The sequence below is a fragment of the Thermosporothrix hazakensis genome (assembly GCF_003253565.1).
GTDB lineage: Bacteria > Chloroflexota > Ktedonobacteria > Ktedonobacterales > Ktedonobacteraceae > Thermosporothrix > Thermosporothrix hazakensis.
Window position 1 is genome coordinate 157,422 of record NZ_QKUF01000001.1, and the last position, 18,027, is coordinate 175,448.

General features: G+C 56.3%; 11 protein-coding genes. 3 read left to right on the forward strand and 8 right to left on the reverse strand.

Going from position 1 to position 18,027, the window contains the following annotated elements; genetic code table 11:
- Positions 1-616 precede the first annotated feature (616 nt).
- A complete protein-coding gene (locus EI42_RS00650) occupies positions 617-3,940 on the forward strand; it encodes a S41 family peptidase (RefSeq protein WP_111317652.1) in 3,324 nt (1,107 codons plus the stop codon).
- A gap of 8 nt (positions 3,941-3,948) precedes the next feature.
- On the opposite strand, the gene EI42_RS00655 is transcribed toward EI42_RS00650, so the two are convergent.
- From EI42_RS00655 to deoC, 6 genes are all read right to left on the reverse strand, one after another.
- Positions 3,949-5,259 carry a formimidoylglutamate deiminase gene (locus EI42_RS00655; RefSeq protein WP_111317654.1) on the reverse strand — a complete coding sequence of 437 codons (1,311 nt, stop codon included), beginning with the start codon at positions 5,257-5,259 and terminating at the stop codon, positions 3,949-3,951.
- Between the two features lie 44 nt (positions 5,260-5,303).
- Positions 5,304-8,252: a CHAT domain-containing protein gene (locus EI42_RS00660; RefSeq protein WP_137686083.1), complete on the reverse strand. Its 2,949-nt coding sequence runs from the start codon at positions 8,250-8,252 to the stop codon at positions 5,304-5,306.
- 5 nt (positions 8,253-8,257) lie between these two features.
- Positions 8,258-9,037: a zf-HC2 domain-containing protein gene (locus EI42_RS00665; protein ID WP_111317658.1), complete on the reverse strand. Its 780-nt coding sequence runs from the start codon at positions 9,035-9,037 to the stop codon at positions 8,258-8,260.
- Between the two features lie 169 nt (positions 9,038-9,206).
- A complete protein-coding gene (locus tag EI42_RS00670) occupies positions 9,207-9,971 on the reverse strand; it encodes an RNA polymerase sigma factor (RefSeq protein ID WP_111317661.1) in 765 nt (254 codons plus the stop codon).
- Positions 9,972-10,376: 405 nt separating this feature from the next.
- Positions 10,377-12,761, reverse strand: a complete 2,385-nt coding sequence (locus EI42_RS00675; RefSeq protein ID WP_111317664.1) for an aldehyde dehydrogenase family protein — start codon at positions 12,759-12,761, stop codon at positions 10,377-10,379.
- Positions 12,762-12,775: 14 nt separating this feature from the next.
- Positions 12,776-13,759, reverse strand: coding sequence for a deoxyribose-phosphate aldolase (gene deoC, locus EI42_RS00680; RefSeq protein WP_111317667.1), 984 nt, complete (start codon positions 13,757-13,759; stop codon positions 12,776-12,778).
- A 189-nt stretch (positions 13,760-13,948) separates the two neighbouring features.
- Here deoC and EI42_RS00685 point away from each other — a divergent pair, with 189 nt between their 5' ends.
- Together EI42_RS00685 and EI42_RS00690 are read left to right on the forward strand one after the other, a co-directional pair.
- Positions 13,949-14,788, forward strand: a complete 840-nt coding sequence (locus tag EI42_RS00685) for an LLM class flavin-dependent oxidoreductase (RefSeq protein ID WP_111317670.1) — start codon at positions 13,949-13,951, stop codon at positions 14,786-14,788.
- A 136-nt stretch (positions 14,789-14,924) separates the two neighbouring features.
- A complete protein-coding gene (locus EI42_RS00690; protein WP_111317672.1) occupies positions 14,925-16,190 on the forward strand; it encodes a hypothetical protein in 1,266 nt (421 codons plus the stop codon).
- 89 nt (positions 16,191-16,279) lie between these two features.
- On the opposite strand, the gene EI42_RS00695 is transcribed toward EI42_RS00690, so the two are convergent.
- Positions 16,280-16,993, reverse strand: coding sequence for a DUF169 domain-containing protein (locus EI42_RS00695; protein WP_170142257.1), 714 nt, complete (start codon positions 16,991-16,993; stop codon positions 16,280-16,282).
- A 43-nt stretch (positions 16,994-17,036) separates the two neighbouring features.
- Complete coding sequence (locus tag EI42_RS00700) at positions 17,037-17,843, reverse strand: ribonuclease HI (RefSeq protein ID WP_211325980.1); 807 nt, start codon at positions 17,841-17,843, stop codon at positions 17,037-17,039.
- Positions 17,844-18,027 lie beyond the last annotated feature (184 nt).

An 18,027-nucleotide genomic window follows, 5' to 3' on the forward strand; every position in this document is an offset into this window, starting at 1 on the left:
GGCCATCATTGGCCTGCCAGAATACGAGCATTCTTTCATTGATCTGTACTCACTATTATAAACGACTTTCGCCGAAATTTCGATGCTTTTTTTCCAACAAAAAAAGCTTCACAAGCGAGCTCATACATATTTCAACCGGAGCACAACCATTTCGCAACGTTTCAATGTGCATCTATAAGCGCTTCTAAAAATCATGCAGGCAACGTTTCGGCAGAAATTCGTTATTTTTGTTTCTTCTGAAGATCGCTCATTCTGAAAAAGTGGAATGAGCGAGTATATACAGATAATACAGATAGGCAAACGGTGCCGAGCTTTCCCCCTCGCACTGGCCTGAGGAGCCGCTTAATGTGTCGCGATATCTACACTTCCAGTCGCATTTTCAGCACTCATGCAGTGACTATTTTCCCATACAGCTCTACTATTCTAGACAGTACCTGACAGTAGTGATATAATCTATTTAACTCAGGTAATATCAATTTATCTCCTGATAAATACTGCATTCTACACACGTCTATCATACTGACGGATATTCTATAGATTCATCCCTTTGCATCAGAACATCAGTAAGCACACTATGAACATTTCAACATCTGGCTACTCGCCAAAAGGAGTTAGAATGCCTTCGCTCGGTTATGTTCGCTTCCCTACCATTTATCATGATCTTATCGTTTTTGTTTCGGAAGACGATCTCTGGCAGGTTTCGAGCAAGGGAGGACGCGCAGAGCGCCTGACAGCAGGAACGGGCCGAGTAAGCCACCCCCGTTTTTCTCCAGATGGGCAATGGATCGCCTACGTGGGCCGCGAAGAAGGCCCGGAAGAAGTCTACGTGATGCCCGCTCAGGGAGGCCCGGCCCGCCGCCTGACCTTCGATGGCGTCTCCTGTCGTGTCGTTGGCTGGACCCCTGATGGTTCCTCCATTCTCTACACAAGCAACGCAGGTCAATTTCACCATGACTACAACGTCATCTATGCTGTGAGCCCGGAAGGGGGCGTACCGCACCTGCTACCGTACGGAATGGCAAGCGCGGTCTCCTTTGGTCCGGGAAAAGGGGTCGTGATCGGGCGCAACACCGAAGAGCCCGCCTACTGGAAACGCTATCGTGGCGGTAACGTCGGTCATCTCTGGTGCGATCCAACCGGAGAAGGAACTTTTACCCGACTTCTCAACCTCAACGGCAATATCACCGACCCATGCTGGATTGGCGCCCGAATCTACTTCCTGTCCGACCATGAAGGAACGGGAAACATCTATTCCTGTACACCCGCTGGGGAGGACCTTCAGCGCCATACGGACTTTCACGACTTCTACGCCCGCCATCTCTCGACGGACGGAGAGCAGCTTGTCTTTCAGATGGCGGCGGACCTCTACCTGTTCGATCCACGTACCGGGCATGTACAGCAGGTTCCGCTCACCATGCCAGGCCCACGTACACAACTCAACCGTAAGTTCGTCGCGGCTGATCACTACCTTGATACGTTCGCGCTGCATCCACGGGGGCACGCCGTCGCACTGACCACTCGTGGCAAGGCCTTCACTATGAGCAACTGGGAAGGCGCGGTTGTGCAGCATGGCGAGCAGGATGGCGTACGCTATCGCTTCCTCGAATGGCTCAACGACGGGCATCGGCTGGTTGCGATCTGTGACGCTCCGGGCTATGAGACACTCGTCATCTTCAATCCGGATAGCGATGAAGAGCCACAAATGCTCACTGAGCTCGATCTAGGTCGTGTGCTTGAGTTTGAAGTATCGCCTACCGCCGATATTGTCGCGATTACCAACCACCGCCAGGAATTGATACTTGTCGATCTGGCAACCAGCATGTCGATGATTCTCGATGCAAGCGAGCATGCACGCATCTATGATCTGGCCTGGTCTCCTGATGGGCAATGGATCGCCTATAGTTTCCCACTTTCAGGACAAAAGCGCGCGATCAAAATCGGCAATATCAATACCGGGGAAACGCATGTTGTCACCGATCCAGTGCGCTCCGACGTCTCGCCAAGCTTTGACCCGGACGGCAGGTTCCTCTACTTCCTGAGCTACCGTGTCTTTAATCCGGTCTCCGATAACATGCAGTTTGAATGGAGCTTCCCGCGCGGTGTGATCCCGTATGCGCTCCCATTGCGCAACGATATCCGTTCGCCATTCGAGGTTGAATCGCGGCTGTTGAAGGATCGTCAGCCCGACACGTGGAAGACAACATCTGCCTCTGTTGAAGAGACTATCCCCGGAGGCGAGAGCGCCGCACAGGAAGAAAAGGTGCTTCCCGCAACACCACTTCATGAGGTGAACAGCGGCCCACGACGCACCGTGCGCATTCAATTTGAAGGCATCACCAGCCGCGCCGTACCCTTCCCGACCGGCGAAGCACGCTACGATGGCATCCTTGCGCTGCGCGGTAAAGTGCTCTTCCTTGTCAGCGGCCTGAACGGTGAGCTATCAGGACCCGCGAAAGGCTGGGTTGAGTGCTATGACTTTGAAACACAGAACCTGGAACGGATTGCAGATTCGGTCAATGAGCTAACCCTGTCGCGTGACGGCTCCACGCTGCTGTATCGCTCGCGGACTCGCCTGCGCGTGCTGCGCAACTGTGAGAAGCCACGCTCCGAGAGCAATACCCCCTCGAAAGAAAGTGGCTGGCTCGATCTGGACCGGGTGAAAGTCTCGGTGCAACCGGCCAGCGAGTGGAAGCAGATGTTCGCCGAGGCCTGGCGTTTACAGAGAGAACATTTCTGGACCGAAGATATGTCCGGCATTGACTGGGATTCGATGTACGCCCGCTATGCGCCGCTGCTGGAGCGTGTCAGCTCGCGCTCGGAGCTCTCCGACCTGATTCACGAGTTGCAGGGTGAACTTGGCACCTCGCACACGTATGAATATGGTGGCGCGTATCGACAGGGTGTCTATTATCGTCAGGGCTCGCTCGGCGTCGACTGGCACTATGATGAGGCCACCGGACGCTATCGGATCGCCCGCATTATCAAGGGCGACCCGCTGGACCGCGAGGCCACTTCACCGCTCACCGCTCCCGGCCTGAATATCGAGGTTGGTGATGCGGTGCTGGCGATCAACGGGCAACGCGTCAGCGCACAGCGCAGCCCACAAGCCTTGCTGGTTAATCAGGCGGAGTATGAGGTTCAACTGACAATTGAGTCGGCAAAAACGGGCGAAACTCGCATCGTCACAGTGCACGCGATCTCGCTGGCAATGGAGCGTGAGGCCCGCTACCGCGATTGGGTTGAGACGAACCGCCGTTATGTCCATGAGCGCTCGCAGGGGCGCGTGGGCTATATCCACATCCCGAATATGGGGCCAAAGGGCTATGCTGAGTTCCATCGCGGCTTTCTGGCTGAATATGATCGTCCCGGCCTGATTGTTGATGTGCGCTGGAATGGTGGTGGTAATGTCTCCGGCCTGCTGCTGGAGAAACTGGCCCGCAAGCGCCTCGGCTGCAAGATCTCGCGCTGGGGACAACCCGCGCCATATCCGAAAGAGGCTCCGCGTGGACCGATGGTCGCGTTGACCAACGAGCATGCAGGCTCAGATGGCGATATCTTCAGCCATGCCTTCAAGCTCATGAACCTCGGTCCGCTCATTGGAACGCGCACCTGGGGCGGAGTGATCGGTTATACACTCAATCATCATCTGGTCGATGGCACCACCACCACGCAGCCAGAATACGCGAACTGGTTCATTGATGTGGGTTGGAATATCGAGAACTATGGCACCGACCCTGATATTGAGGTCGATATTGCGCCACAGGATTTCGTCCAGGGCAGCGATCCGCAGCTTGATCGCGCGATCGAGGAAGCGCTGCGCCTTGCCAGCGAGCAAACAGTGCTCGAACCAAAACCGAGACGCCAGCCCCAACAGCGACGCCTCGGTATATGGACCCAGAGCGCGAAAACCGCGTCTACGCCAGACGAGATAGGGGCCTGATCGGGTCTCTATCTCCGCTCGTAGACCTTCTGCCCCTGCACCCATGTCTGGACGATTGCCTCGGAAGAGGAGCCGAAAAAGAGCGTGTCAAGGAAATCCTGTTGCGTCCAGCCCACAAGCGACGGGTGTTCGAGGTCGACAACCACAAAATCGGCCAGCAGGTCAGGGGCAATGCTACCCGTTGCCAGCTTGAGCGCCACCGCGCCGCGTCGTGTGCCATAGTCCAGCAACAGGGGCCCTGGCGCTTCCAGTTCTCCCGCGACCAGTACCCGCCGTCGCTGATAGCGCATGCGCGCCGTATATTCTGCCCAACGCAGTTCCTCAATCGGATCAAGGCGCGTATTGCTATCCGAGCCAATGGACAGCGGGATATCGGCGGCCCGTAGCTCGGCATAGGGTGCGATACCATCCCCAAGATCTCCCTCGGTTGTCGGACAGACGCACACAGTGCAGCCATGAAGCGCCAGCAGCTCTATCTCTCTGGCGTTGGCATGGGTCGCATGCACAATCGTGGTTAGCGGGAACAACGCTCCGTAGCGCTCTAGCAACTCAATCGGGGAACATCCATGTGCAAGTCTGCACTGTTCGATCTCGGCTACCTGCTCGTCAGCATGAACGTGCAATGGAAGCTGATAGGTACGACAATAACGCGCGATCTCATGAAACCAGTTTCCCGGCACCGCGCGTACCGAATGAGGAGCCAGACCGATCAAAACGCCCTCCGAGCGCAACGCCTCCACACGGGCAAGATAGGCATCCACCGAGCGATCACAGAAGCGTCTCTGCCCCTCTTCCACTGGCTGGTTAAAGCCGCCGCGAGCGTAGGCCGTCATCAGCAGCACCACGCGCAAACCGGCCTCTTTCCCGGCTCGAAGCACTGCCTCAGCCATCGCGTTTGGCTGCTCATAGGGCGTCCCATCGGGCTGATGGTGAACATAATGGAACTCGCCCACACTGGTATAGCCATTTGCCAGCATTTCCCGATACGTCCGCAGCGCCAGCTCATAGAGCTGTTCGGGAGTCATGTGTTGCGCCTCTTCATACATGGCACGCCGCCACGTCCAGAAGGTATCCTGCTGCGAAAGCGGGCGATGCGTATGACCACGCAGGTTCCGCTGAAATACATGGCTGTGGACGTTCACAAAGCCGGGGAGCAGCGCCTTGCCGGGCAGACGAACCGCCGAGGGGGCCTGTAGCTCTTCATCGGTCAGGGTATTCTCGACTACCGCCGCAATATATCCCTCATCGTTGACCGCGACCACCCTGTTCGCTTGAAGCCCTTCAGTTGTATACACATAGTCGGGAACAAGATACTTCATCGTATTTCCTCACCTCATGATATGGTTCCTCGTCATTGTACCACTCATGCAAGCAGAGGACCGGGATCACCAATCAGTTGAAACGCGCCCCAGAAATAGGGGTGCAGACGATAGGGATGCAGTGAAGCCCGCGCCCGCAACAAAAACGCTCGCTGCGCCTGTGCCAGCGCTCCCGCCTTCGTCGCCCCTTGCAACAGCTGGCGATAGAACATCTCCATCAACTCGGCGCTACTGGCATCGTCTACCTTCCAGAGTGTCGGCAAGAGCGAAGCCGCTCCTGCATACAGGAAGCCGCGCCCCAGGCCAATCACCTCATCAATGCCACCAATACTCGCCCGTCCGGTCTCACACGCGCTTAACGTCAGGAGCGAACAGAGCGACAGGTCCAGGTTAAAGGCCTCGAACGTGTTCAATTGGCGATCCGCCAGACTGATAAAGGAGAAATCGGGCGCGTCAAGCCGAAAGAGCCCATGCGCCGCGATATGAACCACCGGGCTATAGCTGCTTCGAGCCTGAAGCAGGCTAACCGTGGCCTCCTGATCGAGTACACAGGGAGCGTTCAGGCATCGGGCCACGACGCTTGCTTCCTCCCGCACAAAGGGCAACTGATCCGAGACCCCAAGCACCAGCGAATGCTGGATATTCTGTGGCGTAGCAGCGCTGCGGGCCCCACGCTGCAAGCAGATATCCAGCAACGTGAGCGAGGGAAGATAGGAGATCTGCACGCGCTCGACCAGAAAGCGTGTGCCGTCAAACAGACAATGAAAGGGGAGATAGTGCAGCATTCCATAGGGCACAACAATCAAATGGTCAACGCGCTGCATATCCACCACGACCGGACGAATGAGCAGCGCGTGCAGACGTTTCAGCAGGCCGAGCCCGTTTTCCTGCAATGAGGCGAACTCGCGCTCACGCTCCGGTAAGGTCGCAGCCTGGGCAGCAAGGTCAAGATTGGCCCGCCAGAGGGTCAGCAGACGCTCGAGCTGGGGACGCGCTCCCGAAACGCGCTCAACCTCGATACCGTTACATGTCAGTTGAAAGATGAGAAGATCCTGCTCGGTCAGATAATATTCCAGAAGCAGCGTCCCTGAGGGCAGACAGGCCCAGTTCTCAAAGACAACCAGATCGTTTGTCAGCGCGGGCGTCTGCAGCAACTTGTGAGCGGATGAAAGCCGAATCTGCTCAAGGAGCCGCTCTATTTGCCGCTCTCGTTCGCGCATCTCCTCGCGTGCACGGACAGGACCAATCGTCCGAATGCGCATCAGTGCCGTATCGCTCAGATTCGCTTCGTTAACGGTCTCATACACAATGGAGCTATACCATGCCTGTTCCTCACGCAGGCGGGCAAGCTCTTCCAGCAGCTCATCACTGACCTGTTCATCGGCGCGTAAACGGATGTCGATATTGTTGCGCACATAATCACCCAGAACGCTGGACTTGGCCTTCTCCACATAGATAAAAGCCTGTTCCAGATAGCCGCGCTGCAAGGCCAGCTCGACCGCCTGCTGATAGATTGCGCCCTTGTCTTCGAGAAAGCTGGAACGCTCATCGAGAATGAGGCGGCTCTGAATCTCGTCGATGCCTTTGATTGCCAGATCGTAGAAGATTCCCGCCTCCTCGTCCTTCCCGGCACTGGCCGCAAGCTTGCCAAGCAGCGCATGGCAGCGATACCGGACCTCGAAAAGTTCCTGTTTCTCAGCCAGATCCAGCGCATGCAGGCAGAGTACACGCGCCGCCTCCGCTTCGCCCCGCACGTCTGCAATATGGGCCTCAAGGAGCATCGCCTGCGCCAGAAGCGGCACATCCTCCTGTTCAGCGAAGGCATCAGCGGCATAGCGCACCTCGCGCTTGCTCTCCTCAAACTCCCCGATTGAGAAAGCCAGTTCAGCGCGATAGAAACGAGCCTGCGCTGCAAGTCGGGTCAGGCCACGATTCAAGAGCAACGTGCTTGCCTCCTGAAGCTGAAGTGCCGCCTCCTCAAAAAGATGCTCATGAATGGCCGCCCGCGCCTGATACATCAGCGCCCGCGCAAGGCTATCATCCTGTCCCTCCTGCGTCCGAAGCATCGCAACCGCATCAGAGGCCATTTCATACGCCTCTTCGGTGCGGTTCAGTCGCAGCAGGCAGAGGCACATCTGCAACAACACTTCCGCCTCCGCGAACGTCATCTGATGCTCACGGAAGAGCGGTAAACAGCGATTATAGAGCATCAATGCCTGACTGTAGCGCCCCTGAGCGGTATAAATATCAGCGATGTTCAGGTATTGCCGCGCCAGAGAGATCTCTTCTCGAGTGCCATATTGCTTAAAGGTCTCACAGGCCTCTTGATGCAACTCGACCGCCTTATGAAAGCGCCCAAGCGCCGCGAGCGCCATCGCTTTATTTGCCAGCGCCCGAGCAATCAGGCGGTCAACATTCACCCCATGCAGCATATACGCTTCAATCGCGCGATCGTAGTACCGCAGTGCCTGCTCATACTGGCCGAGCTCAAAGTGAATAATGGCGGTATTCACATCAAGCTGACCGACGCGGATCAGATTGTTTGTCTGAAGAAAGATCTCACGCGCCGCCGCTGCGTCTCGGAGCGCCTCCGACATGCGATTGAGCCGCATACATGAACTGATCCGCCCGAGCCGGGAACGCGCCCAGCCGACCAGATCATGCAACGCGAGAAACTCTTCGCCAGCGGCATCAAAGAAAGGCAGCGCCTCTTCATGCCGCTCCATGCCACGCAGGGCATCGCCTCGCGTCATCAGCCCGAGCGCGTAAAAGGAGCCATTGCCACTCAGTTCACCGATCAACAGCACATAGCCAGAGAGCACAAAAGAGAGACTGACATTTTCCAGCCAGTAGCGGTCAGCGGCCATCTTGAGCGCGTTTACCAGTTGTTCCAGCGCATCCAGACTCATACGCGGCACAAGCTGCTGTAACAGGTGTCGTCCCTGATCCTCCCTGCATTTCAGCAGCAAGGCCGCAATTTCCCGTGGCGTCAATGACACTACCCGTTGAGAGGAATCTGCTCGACGACAATGGTGCCATCCGGAAAATGCACTTCCAGCGTATAAAGCGCGGGAGGCAATTCAGGGAAGATCACATTGCCCAGATCGTCAATTCGTTGCGTGTAGAGCGCCTCTGTTTCGTCGGAGAGCAGGGCAACAGGAATACCCTGCAAGGCTCCTAACGCCGCATCCTTGCGGGTAATCAGTCCGACCAACGTCTGACGCCCTCCCGTTTCGCGTTCAAGCTGAAGCGAGATCTGAATAGCCCCTGCCTGATAGCGCCGCGGCCACTCGCTCGTCTGTACCGAAGCCTGACGAAGCGCATAGCCGCCATTGGCAGGCTGTGGCAGCAGGGTCGCAAGAATACGGCGCGTCCCTTCTTGCAGATCATGCAGGATATGGGAGAGCTGCACCCCGACCTTTTGCGCTTCGGGCAGGGGCTGATGAACCGCGAACAAGGGATCATTCGCGATCAGCGCCGTAAGCGCAGCGGCCTCTTGTGTACAGCGGGCACAGATGCGCAGATGCTCACGCAAGGCTGCTTCCTGCGTGCTATCCAGCAAGCCCATTTGATACTCGCCCAGAAGCAGACTCGGCGGACAATTCCAGCGGTAGAGCTTCTGCTGTAGCTTGGCATCCAGAAATTGGTATCCATTCACCAGGGCCGCACATGCCGAACAACGGGCAAGATGGCGCACCACGGCAGGACGAACCTGCTCACCGGAGAGGTAGGCTATCAACTCCTCGTCACGAATAGCACCAGGTTCCTGACACTCCATGCACATGTTCTCGAAATGCGTATTCCTTTCCACAGATTTTCAAGTCGGCAAGCTCGATCGTACTGGAACAGAAGCTCATACCAGTTCAAAATACAAGAACGTTCTTTTCTCCGATCACCTTAATAAACGAGTTCCTTCGCCTCTTTTGTGTTTCAGGCGAGCGTAAAAATCAGAAATGCTGGCTACGCAATAAAGCGAGTAGACGGCGATTTCGACGCAGGCGCTCAAGCACATTGCGCTTCACGCGATACACATCATCAACGGTCGGGAACAGGTGTCGATGCTGCGCGCTGATCTCACCCGGCTTCAGCCCCTGCACATAGACCAGATGGAGTAACAGTTGTTCCTCTTCACCATTGACCTCCGCCTGCACAATCTGCCAGAGATTGTGGGCCGAAAGTTGCGAAATCACATCCTCAGCCGGATCGCTGGCTGCCGGCTCCTGCTCGATTGATTCAAGGGTCTCTTCCAGTTGCCGCGCCTGACGCAGTCTCAGTTCGTCGGCCACCACGCTATGCACACACAATTTCAGATATTTCAATAGAGCAGCCAGGGAAGCAAACTTCTGCATTTTCTCCGCGGTAAGCGCCTGAGCGAATTTCGCAAAAGCCGCGTTCACAAGTGCAGCGTTCCCTTCCGAACCAAACAGCGCCGCGACGCTCTGATGCTGTGACACCCACGTCAGAACCAGAGGTGCATACTGCTGATAAATACTGCTCCATGCCGCCTCATCTCGTTGCACAATGGCACGCCGGAACAGCTCTAAACAAAAGCGGTCATTTGAATCCCTTTGCCGTAAAAACTTGTTGGTCTCTTCCGCGCAACAGTGGGCCAAATCCTTAACCGATAATTGCTGCGGATTTCGGGCATCGTTACCCCGATCTCTCATACCAGACTGCGCATCTGAGGAATGAGAGAGGTTCAGAGACTCCATGCGCACAAGCTCCTGCTTCCAGAACTAGATAGCTCAACAGTTTGTTTCGCAGCAACCACTCAAGACTGCTGCAAGCCTTCCTCCCCTGCCTGGTTTGGAGGTGAGATACGATTGCAGGCTTCATTTCTGGTATGGATCGTTAAAGCCCACACCGGGTACAAACAGACACTACGAACGGCGTTCAAAGAGAGTTCATTGTTGGCAGTTTGTGTTTATTATCGCATGTTTCAACTCTCCACCGCTAGTCTGCTCACCCTGAAAAACAACACCGCTTCTTTCCTGTCTGTTCGCTTCTCTGCGCCTCTACCGCTGTTTTACCCGGTTCCCTGACACAAGAAAATCCGCAGAATCGGGGATACTCAAAAAGAGGAGGGGCCAGAGGATCGCTCTGGCCCACAAAGAGGATTATTCGCCGTAGGGTATCCAGATATTTTTCACCTGAACGGCCTCACGCAGGAACTCCTGCCCTTCACCCTGATCGGGGAGCAGCCAGTTGCGAGAGCGCCCGTAATTGACCCAGGTACGTTTCATATTACCCGCCGATGCGGCCTCAACCATGCGCGATCCTTCGGCAGTCCCGAAATACCACATGGAGTCCACGCTGTCATGCTCGGCAAGCACCTTCGCCAGCGCCTCGCGGTCGCCTGTCACAATATTGATGACGCCGCCCGGCACATCAGAGGTATCGAAGACCTGATAGCAGTCAGTCGCGCTCAACGGGGCCTGTGGCGAAGGAAGCGCGATCACCGTATTGCCCATCGCAATCGCAGGCGCGACCAGCGAGATAAAGCCAAGCAGCGGATACTCATCGGGACAGGCAAGCCCGATCACGCCCACCGGCTCGTGCATTGCCAGCGCCACACCACGCAGCGGCGGGCGATGGATCGAGCCCTCGAACTTATCGGCCCATGCAGCATAGCTGAACAAGCGCGCGATCGACGCCTGCACCTCGTTAGCAGCTTCCCCGACACCAGAACCGGTCTGCTGCACGATCCGTGAAACGAACTCCTGCTCACGGCTGGCGAGGTTCTCGGCAATATAGTAAAGAATCTGCGCGCGATTATGCGCCGTATTGCTCCCCCACGAAGCCGCTGCACGGGCTGCCTCAACCGCGTTTCGGATATCTTTACGGTTGCCCTCGCCAACCTCGCCCAGCAAGCGCCCCGAAGGCCCATAGACCGGACGGCTGTAGCCCGAATCCGGGCGAGCCTGTTTGCCGCCAATATAGAGCTTGGGAGTGCGATCAATGGCAGGAAGCGAGCTCTCGACGGTCTCGGGCGTTTCCTCCTGTGCTACCTTGCGTGCCGGCTTTGGCGCTGCCCCCTCGTGCTTCGGCCTGACATACTCGTAGAGCCCCTCTTTACCGCCCTCGCGTCCATAACCACTTTCGCGATAGCCACCGAAGCCACTCGATGCATCAAAGACATTGGTTGTGTTCACCCAGATGGTGCCCGCCTTGATCTTCGACGCCACATCAAGCGCAAGGTTGATATTATCGCTCCAGATGCTTGCGGCCAGCCCGTAGCGCGTATTATTCGCCAGCGCTACCGCCTCAGATGGATGGCGGAAGGTCATCGCAACCAATACCGGGCCAAAGATCTCCACCTGAGCGATGGTCGAGGCCGGAGAGACATTGGTGAAGAGCGTTGGCGGGAAGAAATAGCCGTCGGTCGGGCAGGACCATGACGGCTGCCATATCTCGGCACCCTCCGCAACACCCTGATCGACCAGTTTTTGAATATCACGCAACTGCGACTGCGACACGATCGCGCCAATATCGATAGCCTTATCAAGCGGGTTGCCGACGCGCAGGTGCTCCATGCGAATGCGCAGCTTCTCAAGCAAGCGATCGGCGATGTTCTCCTGTACCAGCAGGCGCGAACCGGCACAACAGACCTGCCCCTGATTGAACCAGATCGCGTCTACAACTCCCTCGACAACGCTATCAAGGTCGGCATCATCGAACACGATAAAGGGCGACTTGCCCCCCAGTTCCAGAGAGAGCTTTTTCCCGGAACCGGCTGTTGCCCGTCGAATCGAGCGACCCACTTCCGTTGAGCCTGTAAAGGCGATCTTATCCACGTCGGGATGGTTGACCAGCGCCTCGCCAACCTGTCCGGCCTCACCGGTGACAATGTTCACCACACCAGGTGGTAGGCCAATTTCCTGCACAATCTCGGCAAATTTGAGCGCGGTCAGTGAGGTATAACGCGCGGGCTTCAGTACGACGGTGTTGCCCATTGCCAACGCCGGAGCAATCTTCCAGGCAAGCATCAAGAGCGGAAAGTTCCAGGGAATGATCTGACCAATCACGCCCACCGGCTCGTAACCCGGCAGTTCCGAGGCCATCAGTTGCGCCCATCCGGCATGGTAATAGAAGTGACGCGCCACCAGCGGGATATCAATATCTCGGGTCTCGCGAATGGGCTTCCCATTATCCAGCGTTTCCAGCACGGAAAAGAAGCGAGCATGCTTCTGAATCTGACGAGCAATCGCATAGAGATAACGCGCCCGCACATGTCCCGCCAGCTTGCTCCAAGATTTGAACGCCTTGCGAGCCGCCGCGACAGCCTTATCGACATCAGCGGATGTGGCCGCCGCAACCTGTGCCAGAGGCTTCCCGGTCGCGGGATCAAGGCTTTCAAGATAGCGCTCCTCGCCTGGCTTGACCCATTGATTATTGATAAATAGGTCAAACTGAGCGTGCTTTTCAAGCCAGTTCCGCACAATCGAGGCATCTTCTGGAGCCGGGCCATATTCCATCGTCTCAAAAATCTCCATAATGTTCATCTGCACTTCTCTCCCTACGCCAGCGGATTATGGTACTCTGCTGCATAACGGCCTGTCACAAAGTGGGAAAGCTGACGCTCGATATCGGCGAGCAGGCCACTTGCACCGAACCGGAACAGTGTATTGTTCAGCCAGTCGTTCCCCAGTTCTTCTTTTATCAAAATCAACCAATCAAGCGATTGCTTGGCAGTGCGAATACCACCGGCGGGCTTAAAACCAACCCTGTAGCCGGTCCGATCAAAATACTCGCGAATCATGCGCGTCATCACCAGCCCGACCGGAAGTGTTGCGTTCACCGGCTCTTTTCCAGTCGAAGTCTTGATAAAGTCGGCTCCGGCCATCATACAGACAAGGCTTGCCATCGCCACATTGCGCAGCGTCGCCAGCTCATGCGTTGCCAGAATCGTCTTTAAGTGCGCCTCTCCACACGTCTCGCGGTACGCCTTCACCTCGTCATAGAGTGCCTGCCAGTTACCGGTGAGGACATGCGGGCGCGAGATCACAATATCGATTTCCTTCGCCCCGGCCTGCACCGACGCCTCAATTTCGCGCAATTTGAGCTCAAAGGGGGTCTGTCCGGCAGGAAACCCGGTTGAGACTGCCGCTACCGGAATATCTGTTCCCTGCAATGCCTCGACGGCCACAGGCACAAGGTTGTGATAAACACAGACCGCGCCCACGTGCAGTTCATTGAAGCCGAGCGCGTCCAGTATTTCCTGACGCACCGGCTGCCGGGCTTTGGCACATAGGCGACGCACGTTGCCAGGCGTGTCATCACCCATAAGCGTGGTCAAGTCGATACAGGTGATGGCTCGCAGCAGCCACGCCGCCTGCCACTCCTTCTTGACCGTGCGCCTGGTTGGCAAGGTCGCCGCCCGACGCTCCACGGCGCTCCGATTGACATGGACACGATGTATCCAATCCAGATCAAGCGGCATCCCCGGATTTCGAGCCGGAACAACGGATGCCTGTTGTGCATGTTGTTGCGTAGTCGTCATAAAAACAAAATCCTTCCCCGCCAGTCGATAACAGGTTTCATTGATTTGTCTTTATTATATCGCTTGCTGTCCTCCCCTTCCCGCCTCCATGCCTGCCTCTTGCAAGCAGGCGAGCCTTGACAGCGCGAAAAATGATCCGATACTATAAGAATGACATGTCAATAGCATAGAAAAGAGGATCGATGCCGCATGCATTTTGCGATTAATCTTCCTAATTTTGCTCAATTCAGCGACACGCGAGCGCTGGCCGAGCTGGCCCGTGAAGCTGAGGCCGCCGGCTGGGACGGCTTCTTTCTCTGGGATCATATCCTGTATTTCCCGGCCGGGTTGGAGCCTCCGGTACCGATGGCGGATCCCTGGATTGCGCTGACCGCTGTTGCCCTGAACACCAGCCGCATCAAATTCGGGCCGATGGTTACACCGTTGCCCCGTCGTCGACCGTGGAAAGTGGCTCGCGAGGCGCTCACGCTCGATCATCTCTCGCAGGGTCGCCTGATTCTAGGGGTAGGTCTGGGCAGCGATCGCAACCGGGAATTCGAGGGCTTTGGTGAGGAGGCCGACCCGAAGACACAGGGCGCGATGCTGGATGAGGGCCTTGCCATTCTGAACGGGCTATGGAGCGGCGAACCGTTCAGCTTTGAGGGTACACACTACCATATTCGCGATATCCAATTTGCGCCGCGTCCACTGCAACAGCCACGCATCCCGATCTGGCTTGCTGGCTTCTGGCCACATCCCAGGCCCTTTCGTCGGGCCGCCGCCTGGGATGGCGTCACCCCCCTCTCACGCGAGCGCACGCTAACCCCCGAGGATATTCATGAGATTATCACATTCATGCAGCGGCATCGTCAGCATACAGCCCCCTTCGATGTGATGGCCTCGCTCTACATCGGGCGCGATGAGCGCACCCCCGAAATTATTGCAGCCTACGAAGCCGCAGGCACAACCTGGCTGCAAAGCTGCTTTACCTGGAACCATTCGCTTGAAGAGGTTCGAGCGCATATCCGCCGGGGCCCTTGCTCCGCCTGAGCAGCGCTTTCCGGGTAAGTCTCCGCGCTTACCCGGGCCTTCACTTCCATAGATAGAAATAGCTACTCTATAGAAATAGACAATTTGGTACATCCTGGCACATTTTCGTATACTGTGAAGCAGGAGCTTATTGGATGTGGAGGTTGTGGTTGTGGCGGATTCCTCACTTTTATGTCTCGTGTCGTTGCATGGAGTCGGTTTTGAGCAGACACCCGGTGAACAAATTCCCGGCTATGCGGATTACCTGCATCGACATCTCAGTAAATTTCTCGACTCCTCCGTTTTGAGTAATGATCCATTTCGGCTACGTAGCGAACATGGCGAAAATGGCCCCATCTATGTTCATAGTTGCTGGCCCGCCTATAGCAAGCAGCGCGAATTAGGCCTGGCGCGACTTGGAAGCTGGCGCGACATCGATGGACGACGCAAGATCGATATTTCAGGCGCGCCCCTCACTCAGGGACGAGAACGAATCTCGCATGTTGCTCTGATCTATGCCGACCAGGAAGAGCAGAAAACGACGCTGAGCATGATGTTCCTGATGATGCTGCTCTCGCAGTGCAGGGTGCACCGGTATAGCTCTATTTTCGGCCTCTTCGGGTTGCTCCGCCAGTTTATCGGTGGGGTACTCGACCAGCCCATTGGCGAGGTTCGGCACCCCGCCGCAAGCCTTTCCGTGCGCAAAGATAGTGCCAGAATTCAGGAGTGGTGGCAGTGGCTTCCCGGACATCTCTACCGGCGCCGCGGCACTTTTGCCATCGCGATGCAGCTCCTCAGCGATATGGCAGGCTACCTGCTGCATAACGAGCAGCGCGAACAACTGCGCAATTTCGTGATGGATGCCCTGCTTCGGCTGGCAGCGCGTGACGATGTCGAGGGGATTATTCTGAACGCGCACAGCACCGGCACGCTGATCGCCTATGATGTCTTCCGACAGCTTCCAACACCCGCACGCCGCAAGATCAAAGCGATCATTACAGCCGGGAGCCCGCTGAGAAAATATGTCACGCTCTTCGGGTGGGGACGCAAGATCGAAAGCGAGATCGCGCTTCCCCCGTGGTACAACTTCTGGGATAAACGCGACCCGATGGCAGACCCCCTTTCCGCACCGCTGAACTGGAAACGAGGTCGCCCAATCCGCACCAGCGAGTCGCTCTTTCAGCGCATCAACCCGATCAAAGGGAGTACAACGGAGGTCGCAGTGATAGATAAGGAGGTCGATAACATCCGAAACAGCTACGGACGCGGCCTGCAACCCCACAACTACTGGGATAATCAGACCGAGTTCGTGCAGGCTCTGGTCCATATTCTCTGGCAATCAGCCGTAGTGAAGACGCTGCTCTTCAGTCCACCCGCCTCAAACAGCGGGGTCGCCCTTTACGAACAAACGAGCAGCATGTAAACCAACACCAGCCCCCTATCTCCAGGGTGAGACGGGCTTCGCGCTGTCTGACAGACGAAGCTCATCTCACCACCACCCCGTTTTAGATGTTAGATAGACGCAAACTTCGCCTTCTGGCCCTGATGGAACGGCGCAAGCGCTTCATTAGCCTGAACAATAGTTGTCAGGCGCTCAACCAGTTCGGGAAAGCGTGTGGCGGGAAGCGTCATCACAACCTCACCGGGTGTCAGTTCGATATAAGTGCGAGCACCCACACAGCCAAAGCTCATCGAGGGCTCTCCTGTCTGAATCGTACGCGGGATGACACCACAGGTCGGACGTCCAAAAGCAACCTGTCCCCCCTGCAACCAGTTTACCTGACCAAGCGCCTCGGCAATCAGCATCGCCTGCTGTGTGTCCAGAATGCAGAGGACCACATCCGGATCGACTTCATCGGGAAAGCGATCAAGACGACCATACACGATGCTGTTGTGAGGCTTCTTCACGGTGGGCAGGGCGCTGACCTCATCAGGAGAGAAATACTGAACGCTCGCCATTGTCTGCACCAGAGATTGCGCCCGCTCCTGCGCCTCCTGCGGCATCGTAAAGCCCATTGTCATCATACCGATGGGGCATTCCTGATGATCCTCTGCCGAGGCGAAGAACACACCCTTTTCGGCCAGCACCCAGAAAGTACAGGCAGAGGGGACCTTGCGATCTATATGCCCCACGGAGGCCGGAACCTCCTCAACAAATGCCAGACCAACCGGCACATGTCGAGCATGAAGAGCGTCTACAAACTGTTGTGCAAGCTGCTTATCCACGATGCAAACTCCTTTTTTCTATCCGATATCTGCTGCTCGATTGTTATTGAATACTGGCCCAGTACTTCTTCAGGAGAACGTACAGCCAATTTTTCTGCTTCTCGGAAAGCACAAAGCGGTCCTTCCGCATCCGTTTTGCCATATCCGCGATAAATTGACGTTCCCGCGCGGAAATACGTGTCGGATCTTGCGCCTCAAAATAGGCATGCAAGCGCTGTACCTGTTTGCGTAATGTGGCCAGTTCAGTCGTTGAAAGTCCATTTCGCGCCTCCGGGGTCTGGGAGGTCCGCCAGCGTTCAAATGCCGCACGGTTGCCTTGAAAAGCCCCCAGTCCCGCCAGTTCGTCGGCGCGTTCGTTCTGTTTCTGTCCGATATGGCCGCGCACCCAGACAAACACGGGCGGCTTTTGCCGATAGGAGGCCAGCTTGCGATAGATGGCCCAGAGATCGGGATTTGCCTTCATTTGATAGATGCCACTCGCCACCTTAATAGTGTACTCGCTATCGCTATAGATTGTTAAGGGGAGTTGTGGCGGAGCCAGTGCCAGCACAGCCAGCACGGCGGCAATTTCCGCACGATTATTGGTCGTCGTCCGGGAGCACGGCACGTGCCCGTAACATTCCAGACAGGACGCGTTCGGTCTGAGAACGCCCTCAGAGGTCATATCATGCCTGGCCCAGAGCAGCGCCGCCCAGCCAGCCGGGCCCCCGGGATTCTTGATACAGGCGCCATCGGTAAAGGCCACAACCCCATCTTTTCCCAGAGCAGGCAATGCAGCACGTAGATCGACATGAACCGTTTCCTGCTTAACAGAGTCCCATTCAAGGCTCTCCTCGACATCGGTGCTCACAAAAACAATTCCAACCTTTCCGCCAGATTTTCAGCAAACCTCTCTATTGTAATACTTTCTGGAGCAGAAAAAGCGGAAAAGCCAGCCAACTGGTTCCCTGAACTCCTACTTTCTGATCACTAATAAAAAAACTGTGGCACGGAACAACAGTCCGCGCCACAGTGGGAAGAAAAGAACAGGCACA